This is a genomic window from Agromyces sp. CF514 (assembly GCF_900113185.1).
Lineage (GTDB): Bacteria > Actinomycetota > Actinomycetes > Actinomycetales > Microbacteriaceae > Agromyces.
On the sequence record NZ_FOZD01000001.1, the window covers coordinates 665,150 to 680,103 of the forward strand.

General features: G+C 73.1%; 13 protein-coding genes. 8 read left to right on the forward strand and 5 right to left on the reverse strand.

Annotation, left to right across the window (positions count from 1 at the left end):
* Positions 1-90 precede the first annotated feature (90 nt).
* Positions 91-1,179 (forward strand): TerC family protein, encoded by a 1,089-nt coding sequence (locus BM342_RS02930; protein ID WP_143109737.1) that lies wholly within the window; start codon positions 91-93, stop codon positions 1,177-1,179.
* Entirely contained in the window at positions 1,179-2,486 is a 1,308-nt protein-coding gene (locus BM342_RS02935; RefSeq protein WP_092964013.1) for a hemolysin family protein, read from the forward strand. Before BM342_RS02930 ends, BM342_RS02935 begins: the two co-directional genes overlap by 1 nt.
* Here BM342_RS02935 and BM342_RS02940 read toward each other — a convergent pair.
* Together BM342_RS02940 and BM342_RS02945 are read right to left on the reverse strand one after the other, a co-directional pair.
* Positions 2,464-5,661, reverse strand: a complete 3,198-nt coding sequence (locus BM342_RS02940) for an ATP-binding cassette domain-containing protein (protein ID WP_092964014.1) — start codon at positions 5,659-5,661, stop codon at positions 2,464-2,466. The two genes, BM342_RS02935 and BM342_RS02940, sit on opposite strands and share 23 nt — an antisense overlap.
* A 22-nt stretch (positions 5,662-5,683) precedes the next feature.
* A complete protein-coding gene (locus tag BM342_RS02945; RefSeq protein WP_092964015.1) occupies positions 5,684-6,241 on the reverse strand; it encodes a hypothetical protein in 558 nt (185 codons plus the stop codon).
* A gap of 81 nt (positions 6,242-6,322) precedes the next feature.
* Here BM342_RS02945 and BM342_RS02950 point away from each other — a divergent pair, with 81 nt between their 5' ends.
* From BM342_RS02950 to BM342_RS02960, 3 genes are all read left to right on the forward strand, one after another.
* Entirely contained in the window at positions 6,323-7,249 is a 927-nt protein-coding gene (locus BM342_RS02950) for a 1,4-dihydroxy-2-naphthoyl-CoA synthase (RefSeq protein WP_092964016.1), read from the forward strand.
* Positions 7,250-7,292: 43 nt separating this feature from the next.
* Positions 7,293-8,498, forward strand: coding sequence for an AMP-binding protein (locus tag BM342_RS02955; protein WP_092964017.1), 1,206 nt, complete (start codon positions 7,293-7,295; stop codon positions 8,496-8,498).
* Positions 8,499-8,568: 70 nt separating this feature from the next.
* Positions 8,569-9,591, forward strand: a complete 1,023-nt coding sequence (locus BM342_RS02960; protein ID WP_092964018.1) for a 1,4-dihydroxy-2-naphthoate polyprenyltransferase — start codon at positions 8,569-8,571, stop codon at positions 9,589-9,591.
* A gap of 39 nt (positions 9,592-9,630) precedes the next feature.
* Here the strand turns inward: BM342_RS02960 and BM342_RS02965 are convergent, their stop codons facing one another.
* Positions 9,631-9,954: a DUF4229 domain-containing protein gene (locus BM342_RS02965; RefSeq protein ID WP_255368477.1), complete on the reverse strand. Its 324-nt coding sequence runs from the start codon at positions 9,952-9,954 to the stop codon at positions 9,631-9,633.
* A 73-nt stretch (positions 9,955-10,027) separates the two neighbouring features.
* Here BM342_RS02965 and BM342_RS02970 point away from each other — a divergent pair, with 73 nt between their 5' ends.
* The 3 genes from BM342_RS02970 (at position 10,028) to BM342_RS02980 (ending at position 13,251) form a co-directional block, all read left to right on the forward strand.
* A complete protein-coding gene (locus tag BM342_RS02970; RefSeq protein WP_092964019.1) occupies positions 10,028-10,462 on the forward strand; it encodes a PLDc N-terminal domain-containing protein in 435 nt (144 codons plus the stop codon).
* Entirely contained in the window at positions 10,455-12,248 is a 1,794-nt protein-coding gene (gene menD / locus BM342_RS02975) for a 2-succinyl-5-enolpyruvyl-6-hydroxy-3-cyclohexene-1-carboxylic-acid synthase (protein WP_092964020.1), read from the forward strand. Before BM342_RS02970 ends, menD begins: the two co-directional genes overlap by 8 nt.
* 148 nt (positions 12,249-12,396) lie before the next feature.
* Entirely contained in the window at positions 12,397-13,251 is an 855-nt protein-coding gene (locus tag BM342_RS02980; RefSeq protein ID WP_092964021.1) for a polyphosphate kinase 2 family protein, read from the forward strand.
* 24 nt (positions 13,252-13,275) lie between these two features.
* Here BM342_RS02980 and BM342_RS02985 read toward each other — a convergent pair whose 3' ends face one another.
* Positions 13,276-14,589: an isochorismate synthase gene (locus BM342_RS02985; protein ID WP_177232035.1), complete on the reverse strand. Its 1,314-nt coding sequence runs from the start codon at positions 14,587-14,589 to the stop codon at positions 13,276-13,278.
* A 46-nt stretch (positions 14,590-14,635) separates the two neighbouring features.
* On the reverse strand, positions 14,636-14,920 hold the full coding sequence (locus BM342_RS02990; protein WP_092964022.1) for a DUF427 domain-containing protein: 285 nt from the start codon (positions 14,918-14,920) through the stop codon (positions 14,636-14,638).
* Positions 14,921-14,954: the final 34 nt, after the last annotated feature.

Here is a 14,954-nt window from a genome sequence, read left to right on the forward strand (position 1 = left end):
GATGCAGGTCGCATCCCGGGCCACCGGTCCTCGTCACGAGGATGGAAGAGACCTTGACGTCCATCAGCGACGCCGAGGTCTGGAGCCCCGTTGAACGTCACCCCACTCGTGTGGATCATCACGATCGCCGTCACGATCGCCTTCTTCGTCTACGAGTTCTTCGCGCACGTGCGCAAGCCCCACGAGCCGTCCATAGGCGAATCGGCGAGGTGGTCGGCGTTCTACATCGGCCTCGCCGTGCTGTTCGGCATCGGCGTGGGCGTCGTCTCGGGCTGGACGTACGGCGGCGAGTACTTCGCGGGCTACCTCACCGAGAAGGCGCTGTCGATCGACAACCTCTTCGTGTTCCTCATCGTGATGACCGGCTTCGCGGTGCCCAAGATCTACCAGCAGAAGGTGCTGATGATCGGCATCGTGATCGCCCTGATCCTGCGCGGCATCTTCATCGCGGTCGGGGCGACCCTGATCGAGAACTTCTCCTGGGTCTTCTACCTCTTCGGCGCCCTGCTGCTGGTGCTCGCGTACCGTCAGGCCTTCGCGCACGGCGACTCCAACCCCGCCGACGGGCGGTTCATGCGCCTCGTGCGCCGCGTGCTGCCGGTCAGCGACGAGTACGACGGCGACCGCCTCACGGTTCGCAAGAACGGCCGCCGGTTCGTCACGCCGATGCTGCTCACGATCATCGCCATCGGCTTCGTCGACCTCGTCTTCGCCGTCGACTCGATCCCGGCGATCTACGGGCTCACCGAGGAGGCCTACCTCGTCTTCACCGCCAACGCGTTCGCGCTCATGGGCCTTCGCCAGCTCTACTTCCTCATCGGCGGGCTGCTCGAGCGCCTCGTGTACCTCGCGCAGGGCCTCGCCGTCATCCTCGCCTTCATCGGCGTGAAGCTCGTGCTGCACGCCATGCACGTCAACGAGCTGCCCTTCGTCAACGGCGGCGAGCCGATGCTGTGGGCCCCCGAGATCCCGATCTGGTTCTCGCTGCTGTTCATCGGCGCCACCATCGCGGTCGCGACCGTGGCGAGCCTCATCAAGACCCGGGGCGATCGCGCGTCGTCGGTCGTCGCTGGCGATGGGGCTGGTGCGAGCGACGGCGCGGTCGATGAGGCGGATGTCGCGTCCGCCGTCGCGTCCGGCGAAACGTCCGGACGCGCACCCGGCGAGCAGGCCCGCTGATGACCGACCTGCTCTGGAACGTCGCACTGGTCGTCGTCTTCGTCCTGGTCGGCGGCGTGTTCGCGGCGACCGAGATGGCCCTGGTCACCCTGCGTGAGAGCCAGATCAATGCGATCGCCGCGCGCGGTCGCCGCGGTGCGAAGGTCGCGGCGCTGGCCAGGAACCCCAACACGTTCCTCTCGGCGGTGCAGATCGGCGTGACGGTCGCCGGCTTCGCCTCCGCGGCGTACGGCGCGACGTCGATCGCGCCCTCGGTCGCCCCGCTGTTCGAGCTCTGGGGCGTGGCGCCGCCGCTCGCGATGACGCTCGCCACCGTGCTGCTCACGCTCGTGATCGCGTACCTGTCGCTGGTGCTCGGCGAGCTCGTGCCCAAGCGGCTCGCGATCCAGCGCAACGCGCAGTTCGCCTACGCCGTCGCCCCGGTGCTCGACGGGTTCGCGAAGGTCATGCGTCCGGTCATCTGGCTGCTCTCGATCTCGACGAATGCGCTCGTGCGACTGCTCGGCGCCGACCCGCACAAGACGGGCGACGAGATGACCGAGGAGGAGATCCGCGACATCGTCGCCACCCATCAGGGCCTCCCCGAAGACGAGCGCCGCATCCTCGACGACGTGCTCTCGCTTCGCGGTCGTCAGATCAGCGAGGTCATGCGCCCCCGCCCTGAGGTGGTGGCCATCGACCGGACGGCGAGCATCGCCGACGCGGTCGGCCAGGTGCGCGAACTCCCGTTCTCGCGCTACCCGGTCGTGGACCGGTCCATCGACGACATCACCGGCTTCGTGCACGTGCGCGACCTCCTCGATGCGGCGGCCGTCGACCCGGACGGCGCCGTGGAACGGCTCGTGCGCCCGATCCCGTACCTGCCGGCGACGGCGGGCGTGCTGCCGACGCTGACGCGCCTGCGCGCCGACGGCCACCACATCGGCGTCGTCGTCGACGAGTACGGCGGAACCGACGGCATCGTCACGCTCGAGGACCTGGTCGAAGAGGTCGTCGGCGAGATCTTCGACGAGTACGACACCGCGTCCGAGCCGCCCGCCGTGGGCGACGAGCTCGACGGACGCCTCAACCTCTCGGACTTCGAGGCCGTCACCGGGCTCGACCTGCCCCGCGGCTCGTCGGACACCATCGCCGGATTCGTGACCGAGCGCCTCGGCCGACTGGCGGTCGTCGGCGACGCGATCGAGGTGCCGGGTGCCGGCATCCGGGTCACCGCGCTCGATCGCCGACGCATCGCGGGCGTGCGCGTGACGCCGACGTCGGCACCCGGCGTATCGGACGCGGTCAGCGGCTCGTCGGTGCGTTGACGAGTCGAGCCGTCGCGGGGGCGGTGAGTCCGTCGGGAGAACGGCCGGCGCCGGCACCGACCGGCTTCGCGCGTCGGAACGACGCGAGCACGGCCGAGCCGATCACGGTGAGTCCGACGACGGTCGTGATCGCGCGAAGCGTGTCCCAGGTGAGCGACGAGGTCACGAGCGAGTACAGCAGGAAGCTCGAGAGGTTCTGCCCGAGCGGGGCTCCCGGCTCGTACGCGATGCTCGTCGCCGTGCCGATGGCGAACGGCCAGAACCACAGGTTCATGATGAGGCCGAAGGCGTACGAGGCGAGCACGCCGTAGACGGCGAGCATGGCGATCTCGGCGCGGCCCGGCAGCCGCCGGGGGAGCAGCCCAGCGCCCGCGCCGACCCAGGCGCACGCGAACATCTGGAACGGCGTCCACGGCCCGAACGTGCCCGTGACGATCGTCGAGAGCGCGATCGTGAGCAGTCCGAGCAGCAGGCCGAAGCGCGGCCCGAACGCGCGACCCGCGAGGATCAACAGGATGAACACGGCCTCGACCCCACCGACGCCGGTGCCCGCGATGCGCACGGCCGCCCCGATCGCGGCGAGCGTGCCGAGCAGCGCAAGCGTATGGGCGCTGCGCACCGATCCGTCGAGCGCGGCGAGCACCACGAGTGTTGCGAGCGGCGCGAGGGCCAGGGCGGCGACCGGAACGGCGGCGCTCGCCTGCTCGGGCAGCGCGGTCGCCACGAGCGGCCAGGTGAAGGCCGCGAGGGCGACGAGGTTCGCGATCGTCAGCACGAGGGCGGCCGAGCGGATGCCGCGTGCCCCGCGTCTGCGCGACCGCGAGCCGACGTAAGGGGGCACCCGGGTCGCCGCACGCGGCGAGGTCGTGCGCGCGCGCTCGGCGTCCCCGGCCGACTGCTCCTCGGATCCGGACCGTGGTGCGCCGGCGCCCCGGCGCTCCTCGGCCTCGAATCCCGAAGGCGCATCGTCGGCCGCTTCGGCCTGCGCGGTCGACCCGATCCGGCTGGCCGGGCTCGCCGGGCTGGCCGGGCTCGTCGCCGCGTCGCCGCCGGGTCGGCGGAGCCAGCTCGCGGCGGGCTCGGAACGCCCGAGGCGTCCGCCGTCCATGGGCAGCTTGCGATCCGCGAGCGCCTCGACGAATCCCGCGTCGTGCGTCGCGACGAGCACGGCGGCGCCCTCGTCGGCCGCTCGGCACAGTGCCGAGGCCACGAGGCGTCGCGCGTGCGCGTCGAGACCCCGCGTCGGTTCGTCGACGAGCACCACGCTCGGGGTGCCCGCCGACTGGATCGCGATCGCGAGGCACCGCCGCTCGCCGACCGAGAGGTCGCGCGGATGCCGCTCGAGGCGAGCGGCCAGGTCGGCGTCGCCCGGTGCGGATCCGAGGAACGCGGCGAACCTCGCCGCCGTCGTGCCCCGCTCGAGGCGTGCCCGCCGATCTGCGCGGATGCACTCGGCTGCGACGGTCGTCGCGGCGAACAGGTCGTCCGAGGTGTCGGGCACGAGTACGATGTCGCGGGGTTCGTCGCGGCGTCCGCGGTGCGCGGACGCGCCGTCGGGCGATGCCCCATGCGCCCACGTCCAGCGCGCACGCATCCCGTGCGGGGGCATCCGATGCGATGGCGTCCCGCGCATGGTGACGGCCGCGGTTCGGCCGGTCGCCAGCGCGATGAGCAGGCTCGACTTGCCCGCGCCGTTGGGGCCGGTGAGCGCGACGATCTCGCCGGAGGCCAGGTCGAGGTCGGCCGCGTCGACCGCGATCGTCGCGCCGTGGCGCACGGTCAGGGCTCGAGCCCTGAGCACGACCTCCCCGTGCGTCTCGCGCGCCCGCCGGTCGAATGCGAGCGGTTCGGCTGCCGTCTCGTACGATCCGGCGGCCGAGGTCGCGGCGGTGGCCGGGGCGGACGTCGCACTCGGGGCGGACGTCGCCGTCGGTGTTCGCACCGTGCCCGTCGCCTCATGCCGGACCGGTCGGGCGAGCCCGTCCGCGACTGCGACGCGTGCATCGGCCACCGCCGCGAACTCGGCCTGCCGGTGCTCGGCCACGACGACGCAGATGCCCGCTTCGTGTGCGAGCGAGTCGAGCAGGGCCACGATGCGCTGCCGCATGGCGAGGTCGAGGTCGGCGAGGGGCTCGTCGACGAGCAGCAGGATGGGGTGTTCGGCGATCGACGCCGCGATCGCGACGAGGGTCGCCTCGCCCGCCGACAGCCCGCGCAGTTCACGACCGAGCAGTGCGCGGATGCCGACCCGCGCCGCGACCTCGTCGACGCGCGCCCTGACGATGACCGGGTCGACGCCGCGCAGTTCGAGCGCGAGCCCGATCTCGTCGTCGACCCGCTCGGTGGCGAAGCCCTCGCGCGGATGCTGCAGCACGACGCCCACCGTGCGGGCCGTGTCGCGGGGCGGGGTCACCGATCGGTCGAGTCCGACCACGAGCAGTTCGCCGTGCGCGGTGCCTCCATCGAGGTGGGCGTGCAGGCCGGCGAGCGTGCGCAGCAGCGTGGACTTGCCGCTTCCGGTCGCGCCCGTGACGAGGGTGAGCGTGCCAGGCGCGAGCTCGAGCGACGGGACCACGACGGTCGCGCCCTGCGCGTCGCGGTGCACGATCGCGAGGTGACGCGCCTCGACCGGGCGTTCGCATGCACCGTCGACGGCGTCGTCGGCGCGCCCGGCGAGGCCGCGCAGCTCGAGCGCGGCGGCCACGGCGGTCGCGCGTTCGAGCGTGCGTTCGAGCACGGGCGCGAGCAGGCGCGGGCCGCCGCGCTCGCCGCGCAGGCGTTGCGCGAAGCGCACCCGGCGTACGGCGTCGGCGAGTGCGGGCAGGCCGGCCCAGGCGACGGCGAGGGTACGGGCGACGCCCCGCATGGGTCCGCGCCGGGCGCCGCGCACGAGCAGCCGCGGCACGTCGAGCACGGCGTTCAGCACGCCGAACGCGAGGATCGCGAGCGCGATCGGCACGGCGCTCGCCGCGGCATCCGCGAGTCCGTCGACCGTTGCGGGCCCGAGCAGCACGACGTGCGAGAACGGTCGGGGCAGCGGGATCTCGGGCAGCGGCAGCACGACCGGGCCCGTGCCGTCGGCCCCGTGGAACAGCACCCGGTAGACGACCCGCGCCCCCACGAATCCGGCGGCGATGATCGCCGCGGTTCGCAGGGGCGCGGGTCGGATGGTCATGACATCTGGGCTGACGCGAGGGTCACACGCTCGGCGCGGCCGGCTCGCCGTTCACCGTGAACAGCAGCGCGATGCTCTCGCCGGGCGAGACCTCGAGGGTCGAGAGACCCTCTTCGGCATAGCCCCACTCGCCGCCGGCGGCCTTGGTCCAGAGCGACCAGTACGCGAACGCGGCGGGCATCGAGGCGCAGGTCTCGAAGTAGTCGGAGCCGTCTTCGGCCGGGAGGGCGAAGTCCTCGGCGGGCACGCCGTTCACACGGCAGACGACCTGGTCGCCGTATTCGTCGGTGCCCTCGGTGGTGAGGCCGGCCTCGGCGACGGCGTCGCTCGCGAGGATCGGCTCGTCGGCCTCGACGCAGGTCGTGCCCGCGGGCGAGTCGGAGACGTCGAGGTCGGCGGGCAGCTCGACGACGACCTCGACGCCGGCGCACTCGCCGTCGGAGCCGCTCGCGTCGGCGGAGGCGGACGCGGAGGCCACCGGCTCGTCGGTCGCACCCCCGCCGGACGGCGCGCATGCGGCGAGGGCGAGTGCGAGGAGCAGGGCTGCGGAGGCGCCGAGGGCGCGCGAAGTCTTGGTCACCCCCCAAGGGTAGGGCGCGCACGTTCCCGCGGCCGGACGTGTGTCGCCGTGCGTACGACCGGCGGTCGTTAGGCTGGTGCGGTGAGCGTTTCCGAACTGTTCGATGCGAGCGAGTGGGTCGACGCGGCAGCCGCCGTCGCCGGTGACGCGGGGCTCAGCGACATCACCTACCACCACTCGACCGACGGGCGCATCGCGCGCATCGCGTTCGACCGGCCCGAGGTGCGCAACGCGTTCCGCCCGCACACGGTCGACGAGCTCTACCGGGCCCTCGAAGACGCCCGCACGAATCCGCGCATCGGCGTCGTGCTGCTCACGGGCAACGGCCCCAGCGCGAAGGACGGCGGCTGGGCGTTCTGCTCGGGCGGCGACCAGCGCATCCGGGGGCGCGACGGCTACCAGTACTCGGCCGACGAAGCGAACGTCGTGCGCGACCCGGCCGCGGCGGCCAGCACCGGCCGCCTGCACATCCTCGAGGTGCAGCGGCTCATCCGCTTCATGCCGAAGGTCGTCATCGCCGTGGTGCCGGGTTGGGCTGCGGGCGGCGGGCACTCGCTGCACGTCGTCTGCGATCTGACGATCGCGAGCCGCGAGCACGGGCGCTTCAAGCAGACCGATGCCGATGTCGGCAGCTTCGACGCCGGCTACGGCAGCGCGTACTTCGCGCGCCAGATCGGGCAGAAGTTCGCGCGCGAGGTGTTCTTCCTGGCCGAGGAGTACTCGGCCGACCGCGCCTACGAGATGGGTGCCGTGAACCGGGTCGTGCCGCACGCCGAGCTCGAGCGCGAGGCGATCGCGATGGCCCGCACGATCCTCACGAAGTCGCCGACGGCGATCCGCATGCTGAAGTTCGCGTTCAACGCCGTCGATGACGGCATGGTCGGCCAGCAGGTGTTCGCGGGCGAGGCCACGCGCCTGGCCTACGGCACCGACGAGGCCGTCGAGGGCCGTGACTCGTTCCTCGAGAAGCGCGACCCCGACTGGGGCCCCTATCCCTGGCACTACTGATGGGGGTTACGCGTAACCGGCCGATCAGGTTCCGGATGTCGCGATGAAACCGCTCATCCGGGTCCCGGCGGGCGACGTGCCCGCGTTCACCGCGCAACTGCGCGACGCCCTGTTCTTCGACGAGGCCGCGCTCGCCGTGCTCCCCGTGGCGGGCACCGCCGAGCCGACGGCCGACGAGCACGTCGCCGCGTTCGTGCCCGACGACGTCGCCCTCGTCGTCGAGACGAGCGGATCGACCGACGCCCCGAAGCGCGTCATGCTCACGAGCGCGGCGCTGCGGGCGAGCGCGGGCGCGACCGAACGGTGGTTCGGCGGATCGCCCGGCCAGTGGCTGCTCGCGCTGCCGGCGACGTACATCGCGGGCGTCCAGGTGCTCGTGCGCTCGCTCGTCGGCGGAACGACGCCCGCGGTCATGCCGCAGGGCGGCTTCACGCCCGACGCCTTCGTCGAAGCGGCTCGCACGATGGACCCCGACCTGCCGTGGCTCACGTCGCTCGTGCCGGTGCAGCTCGCGCGGCTCGTCGAGGCGGCGGCCGACGACCGGAGCGTGCGCGCGGCGCTCGGCTCCTTCGAGCGCATCCTCCTCGGCGGGCAGGCGGCACCCGCCGGGCTCGTCGAGCGCGCGGCCGATCTCGGTGCCCGCGTGCACCGCACCTACGGCTCGAGCGAGACCGCGGGCGGCTGCGTCTACGACGGGCATGCGCTGCCCGGCGTCGGCGTGCGGGTGGTCGACGGCGAGGTGCAGCTCAGCGGTCCGATGCTGGCATCCGGATACCTCGACGACCCCGAGCGCACGGCCGCCGCGTTCACGACCGACGGCGACGGCACGCGCTGGTATCGCACGGGCGATCTCGGCGAGCTCGTGCCCGACGCCGAGTCACCCGGCGACCGGGCGTTCGAACGCCTGCGCATCACCGGCCGCGCCGACGATGTCATCATCTCGGGCGGCGTCAAGGTCGCCCTCGGCGAGGTCGAGCGGGCCGTGCGCTCCGTCGCCGGGTACGCGGGCGCCGTCGTGCTGGCCGTGGCCGACCCGGAGTGGGGCGAACGCCCGGCGGTGGTCGTCGAGCGAGCGGATGCCGCGGCATCCGTCATCCCAGACGAACTCGCCCTGCTGGCCGCCGCGACCGACGCCGCCGGCCTCCCGCCCGCCGGGCGACCCGTGCGCGTGCTCGTGCTCGAACGGATGCCGCTGCTCGCCTCGGGCAAGCCCGACCGCCGTGCGCTCGCCGAGCTCGTCCCGGGTTGAGCGCACGCGAAGCCCGCCCATAGGAAACCCGAATTAGCATGTGGGTGTGGCACGCACGAACCCCCAGCGCATGAACCAGGCCGATGCGAAGTCGACGGCCAAGCCCGCCGCCAAGCCCGCCGCGAAGCCGGCGAAGACGAACGGCCGATCCGGCAACCCGGCGCGAGCCGCCGCAGCGGCGCAGGCCGGACCGGCGCTCGCCGGCCGCACCCGGCTGACGCCGCGCGACTGGATCGCCGGCGCCCGCCTGCGCACGCTTCCGCTGGCGATCGCACCCGTCGCGCTCGGCACGGGGGCCGGGGCCGTCGCGATCCCCGACGACGTGCTGTGGCATCCGACGCGGTTCGTGCTCGCGCTCGTGGTCGCGCTCGCACTGCAGATCGGCGTGAACTTCGCCAACGACTACTCCGACGGCATCCGCGGCACCGACGACCACCGCGTGGGCCCGGCCCGCCTCACGGCCTCGGGCCTCGTGAACCCCAAGGTCGTGCTCGGCGTCGCGCTCGCGTTCTTCGGCGTCGCCGCGCTCGCCGGCCTCGGCCTCACCGTCATCACGCAGCAGTGGTGGCTGCTCGCCGTCGGTGCCGTCGCGATCGTCGCGGCGTGGTTCTACACGGGCGGCAAGCGGCCCTATGGCTACGCGGGACTCGGCGAGGTCTTCGTCTTCGTGTTCTTCGGGCTCGTCGCGACTGCGGGTTCGGCCTACGTGCAGGCGCTCACGGTCAACCTCGAGGCGTGGCTCGGCGGTGTCGGGGTCGGCCTGCTCGCGTGCGCCGTGCTCATGGCGAACAACCTGCGCGACGTCGACCAGGACCGCCTCGCCGGCAAGCGCACGCTGGCAGTGCTCATCGGACCCGTCGGCGGCCGCATCCTGTTCACGGTCTTCATGCTCGTGCCGTTCGCGATCGTCGGCGTGTTCGCGCTGCTCTACCCGACCGCGGTGCTCGTGTTCTTCGCGCTGCTGCTGGCGCTGCCGGCGTGCCTCATCGTCATCACGGCGAAGACGCCGCGCGAGCTGATCCTCGCACTGCAGCTCGCGAGCTTCACGGCGCTCCTGTACGGCATCGGCCTGGGGCTCGCGATCGCCCTCTGACGGGCCGATCCGGCCGGCGGATGCCGCGTGGGGCCGGGTTCAGCCGCGCGAGGTCTCGCCCGCGGGGCCGTCGTGGGTCGTCGTCGGAGCCGGCTGCGCAGGCGCGGCGTCGACCGCGGCATCCTCTTCGGCGTCGTCTTCGTGCACGAGGGGCTTCTCGCGATGGCGCGCGGCGTAGAGGTCGCTCGACATCGATTCGCGGGGGCGACGCAGGAACAGGAGCGACGCGCTCAGCCCGAACAGGGCGGCCACGAGGGCCGCGATCCAGCCGGGCACGCCGACGACGAGCAGCACGACGAGCGGCACCGCGAAGAGCAGGATGCGCAACGCGGTGAACCAGATCCAGACGGGCACGGACTTCACCTTGCCAGTCTAGGTCGGGCAGCCTGAGCGCTCTCCCAGCCCGGAACCCGCTCGGCGCGCCTAGACTGGCGGAATGGTACGCGTCTGGTTCGTGGGCGGCATCGTCGCCGTGATCTTCTGGATCTACGCGATCGCCGACTGCGCGTTCTTCGATCGGTCCCGCATCCGCGGAGTGAGCCGCGGGTGGTGGCTCGCGATCATCATCCTGCTGCCGGTGATCGGCGGCATCCTCTGGTTCCTCATCGGTCGAGGTCGAGCGTGGCGCGGTCGCGCCGGCAAGACCGTCGCACCCGACGACGACCCCGAGTTCCTGCGCGGGCTCAAGGCCGACGCCGACCAGGACGAGCGCATCCGCCGCCTCGAGCAGGAGCTCGCCGATCTCGACGGAGGCGATGCGGCCGCGGGCGACGACGACGGCGCCCCGCGTCCCGAACCGCACGAGCCGAAGCGGCACGACGGCCCTGACGCCACGGGCGAGGCGGGGGCCTCCGGCCGGCCGAATGGCTGAGGCATCGGGCGAACGCCCGGCCTCGAACCTCCAGCGCAGTCCCGCGACCGCTTCGGCGCTCGCACTCCTCACCGGGTTCGTGCGCGCGGGGGTCCGTGACGTCGTCGTCGCTCCGGGTTCCCGTTCGCAGGCGCTCGCGCTGGTCGCGGCCGAACTCGAGCGCGTCGGCGCGATCCGGTTGCACGTCCGCATCGACGAGCGGAGCGCCGGGTTCCTCGCGCTCGGCCTCGCGGTCGAGTCGGGCCGCCCCGCGGTCGTCGTGGTGACCTCGGGCACCGCCGTCGCGAACCTGCACCCCGCCGTGCTCGAGGCGCATCACTCGGGCGTGCCGCTGATCGTGTGCTCGGCCGACCGGCCCATCGGGCTGCGCGGCATCCGTTCGAACCAGACGACCGTGCAGCCCGGCATCTTCGCCGACGCCGTGCGCCTCGAACGCGACGTCCCCGCGCCGGTCGGCGACGCAGGCGAGCCCGATGCCGCGGCGAGCCTCGCGCGCACCGCAGTCGCCGTCTCGCTCGGCCGCGACGAGCGGGGCGATCCGGCCGCCCATCCCGGGCCGGGCCCCGTGCACCTGAACCTGCAGTTCTCCGAGCCGCTCTCGACCCCGGTGCACCTCGACGAGGCGCCCACGGTCGACGACCGGCGGGCCGACGCCTCTGCGGCGACTCCGGAATCCGCCGATGCCGTCGCCGTGCCCGGGGCCGACCGCAAGGGCGCGCTCATCGCAGCGGGCCCGCGCACCGTCGTCGTCGCCGGCGCCGGAGCAGGTCCCGGCGCCGAGCAGTTCGCACGCGAGGGCGGTTGGCCGCTGCTCGCCGAGGTCACGAGCGGCGCCAGGTTCGGCCCGAACCTGGTGGTCGCGGCTCGCGAGCTCCTGAACGAGCCCGGCTTCGGCGATCGCGTCGAGCGGGTCGTGGTCTTCGGGCATCCGACGCTGTCGCGCGAGGTTCCGGCGCTCGTGCAGCGCTCCGACGTCGAGGCGATCGTCGTCTCCCCGTCGGGCATCGAGTGGTACAACCCGGGGCGGCGCGTCCGACGCTTCGAGCGGGCCGTGCACGCGGAGCCCGCGTCCACGCCGATGCCGCCCGAGGCGCGCGAGTGGCTCGGGCGCTGGGTGCACGCGAGCCGTTCGATCGTCGATGCCGGCCTGCCGCAGACGCTCGGCCTCATGAGCGGGGTCGACGAGACCGGGCACGTCTCCGACTACGCGGCGCAGCGCGAGTACATGAAGGCGCAGCTCGCCGCGGTGCGCGAACCCGTCTCCCGCCGCATGCTCGTCGACGCCGTCTGGGCGGCGACGTGGCCGCACGACCGGCTCGTGTTCGGTGCGTCGAGGCTCATCCGCGACGCCGACCGCGCGGTGCCGGGCCGACGCATCACCGTGCACGCGAACCGCGGTCTCGCGGGCATCGACGGCACCGTCGCGACCGCGTTCGGCGTCGCGATCGCGAGCGGAGGCGTCACGCGCGCCGTCATCGGCGACCTCACGCTGCTCCACGACGTCGGGTCGCTGCTCCTCGCCGCAGGCGAGGCGCGCCCGCGCCTGCAGGTCATCGTGGGCAACGACGGAGGCGGCACGATCTTCGACGCGCTCGAGGTCGCGGGCTCGGCCGACGCGGCCGAGTTCGACCGAGTGCAGTACACCCCGCAGGCGGTCGACCTCGCGGCCCTCGCCGCGGCCTACGGCTGGGGCTACGCGCGTGCCACGACCCGCGGCGAGCTGAGCGACGCGCTCGCAGCGCCCGTCGACGGGCCGACCCTGCTCGAGGTGCCGCTGCCGCGCTGAGCGGTCGCCGGTCCAGAAGGCGCGCCGGCGCCGTCTCGAGACCGGCACCCGCCGAGGTGTCGCCGAGCCGGCGACCCCTTGCCGCGGCATCCGCTCGCTCGACATCATGGAGGCGTGCGCGGTGCCGCGCCGCGCGAGGGGAGCCAGCATGAACCACGCGCCGCACTGGACCGCAGACCCGCTCGACCTGCTGAGGGTGGGGGAGGGATTCCGGCTCGCCGACGTCGACCCCGACGGGAAGCCCGGATTCGACGGGGGCAAGTCCGGTGGACAGCGGGCGCTCGCCGACGGAGTCGCCCGGCTCGCCGACCTGCAGGAACAGCTCTTCGCGTGCAGCCGACTCGGCGACGAGCGGCGGATCCTGCTCGTGCTGCAGGCCATGGACACCGCGGGCAAGGGCGGCATCGTGAAGCACGTCATGGGGTCGGTCGACCCGCAGGGCGTGCAGCTCGCGAGCTTCAAGAAGCCGACCGAGGAGGAACTCGCCCACGACTTCCTCTGGCGCATCCATAAGGAGGCTCCCGAGCCGGGCATGATCGGGGTCTTCGACCGGTCGCACTACGAGGACGTGCTCATCGGGCGCGTCCGGGAGCTCGCCCCGGCCGCCGAGATCGAGCGGCGCTACGACGCCATCAACGACTTCGAGCGCGAACTCGCCGCGACGGGCACGACCATCATCAAGGTGATGCTGCACATCTCGCCCGACGAGCAGCGCGAGCGCCTGCAGGAGCGCCTCGACCGGCCGGACAAGCATTGGAAGTTCAACCCCGGCGACATCGACGAGCGGTTGCTCGCCCCGAAGTACCAGCAGGCCTATCAGGTCGTCTTCGAGCGCACGGCGACGACGGACGCCCCGTGGTACGTGATCCCCGCGAACCGCAAGTGGTACGCGCGGCTCGCCGTGCAGCACCTGCTGATCGACGCGCTCGAGCGCATGCGGCTCGACTGGCCGAAGGCCGACTTCGACGTCGAGGAGCAGAAGGCCAGGCTCGCCGCGAGCTGACCCGCGCGGACGCGTCGCTCGCGCCTACCCGCCGAACGCCTCGACGATCGGGCGGAACTTCATGACGGTCTCTGCGAGCTCGTCGGCGGGAACCGAGTCGTGCACGATGCCGCAGCCGGCGTAGGCGCGCACCGTGCCGTCGGGGTCGATCTGCGCGCAGCGGAGCGCGATCGCCCACTCGCCGTCGCCGTCGCCGTCGACCCAGCCGACGGGGCCCGCGTAGCGCCCGCGGTCGAAGCCCTCGAGCTCGGCGAGCACCGACAGGGCGACCCGGCGCGGGGTTCCTGCGACCGCGGCCGTCGGATGCACGGCGCGCACGAGGTCGAGTGCGCTCGAGCCGTCGCCGAGCGTGCCCTTGAGGTCGGTGGCGAGGTGCCAGAGGTTCGGCAGTTGCAGCGTGAACGGCTCGGGGCTGGTGTCGAGGCGGGCGGTGTGCGGCTCGAGGCGCTTGACCGCGCTCGCCACCGCGAGGGCGTGCTCCGCGCGGTCCTTCGCCGACTCGCTCAGGGCGACGGCACGCTCGCGATCGGATGCCTCGCCGGCACCCCGAGCGGACGTGCCGGCCAGCACACGGGCCGAGACCGTGCCGTGGTCGACGCGCACGAGGGTCTCGGGGCTCGCGCCGATCAGGCCGTCGACCGCGAACACCCACGTGTCGGGATAATCCTCGGCGAGCCGGTGGATCGTGGCGCGCAGGCCGTCCTCCTCGTGCAGCTCGCCCACGAGCTCGCGTGCGAGCACGACCTTCGCGAGCTCGCCGCCGTCGATTCGCCGCACGGCCTCGGCCACCGCGGCCTCGTAGCGCTCGGGCGGCACCGCGCCAGGCGAGAACGTCACGCGGGGCACGCGGCGGCGAGGCGCCGGCTCGGGGATCTCGACCTCGACGGATGCCGCGGCATCCGCACTCCCGTCGTCGCCGTGCGCGGACGCGTCGTCGTCGCGCTCGGCCAGCGCGATGCGGGTGACCCAGGCCCTGCCGTCGCGGCGCCCCAGCACGAGCTCGGGCACGACGAGCACGCTCGTGGACGCGGACTCGTCGGCGAACGCGAACGCGCCGAAGGCCACGAGTCCCGTGCCGGGCAACCCGACGCGATCGTCGATGTCTGCGTCGGCCGAGAGCTCGGTCCAGACGGCGGCCGCGTCGGCCACCCGGTCGACGCCCGACGTCTCGATGCGGAGCGTCTCGCCCAGGCCCACGATGCCCTCGCCGCGGCGCATCCAGAGCAGCGGATGCCGGGGGTCGGCGCGGGGGATCAGCGGCGCGAGTTCGTCGACCGGCTCGGTTCGCACCACGAGGCGCGACCGGGAGCGCTCGCGCGCGGCATCCGTGTTCGTCACCGGATCAGCCTACGACTCGGGTGCCGTGCGGCGGCTGCGCCCGTGCTCAGGCCTCGACGACCTCGACACCGCGCCAGAACGCGACGTGCCCCGCGATCTCGGAGGCGGCCTCGGACGGCGTCGGGTAGAACCAGGCCGCGTTGGGGTTGCGCGACCCGTCGACGTCGACATGGAAGTAGCTGGCGGTGCCCTTCCAGTGGCACACGCTGCGGTTCTCGCTCGAGGAGAAGTGCGCGTCGACGATCGACTCGCGGGGGAAGTAGTGGTTGCCTTCGACGACGACCGTGTCGTCGGACTGGGCGATGACCGTGCCGTTCCAGATGGCCTTCATGCGTGCTCCTCATGCTCTCGGATCGACCGGCCGA

Bases quoted from the DNA above. Each gene is read 5' to 3' on its own strand.
- BM342_RS02935 (WP_092964013.1), top strand. From the start codon at position 1,179: ATGACCGACCTGCTCTGGAACGTCGCACTGGTCGTCGTCTTCGTCCTG.
- BM342_RS02940 (WP_092964014.1), bottom strand. From the start codon at position 5,661: ATGACCATCCGACCCGCGCCCCTGCGAACCGCGGCGATCATCGCCGCC.
- BM342_RS02955 (WP_092964017.1), top strand. From the start codon at position 7,293: ATGAAACCGCTCATCCGGGTCCCGGCGGGCGACGTGCCCGCGTTCACC.
- BM342_RS02960 (WP_092964018.1), top strand. From the start codon at position 8,569: ATGAACCAGGCCGATGCGAAGTCGACGGCCAAGCCCGCCGCCAAGCCC.
- BM342_RS02970 (WP_092964019.1), top strand. From the start codon at position 10,028: ATGGTACGCGTCTGGTTCGTGGGCGGCATCGTCGCCGTGATCTTCTGG.
- menD (WP_092964020.1), top strand. From the start codon at position 10,455: ATGGCTGAGGCATCGGGCGAACGCCCGGCCTCGAACCTCCAGCGCAGT.
- BM342_RS02980 (WP_092964021.1), top strand. From the start codon at position 12,397: ATGAACCACGCGCCGCACTGGACCGCAGACCCGCTCGACCTGCTGAGG.
- BM342_RS02990 (WP_092964022.1), bottom strand. From the start codon at position 14,920: ATGAAGGCCATCTGGAACGGCACGGTCATCGCCCAGTCCGACGACACG.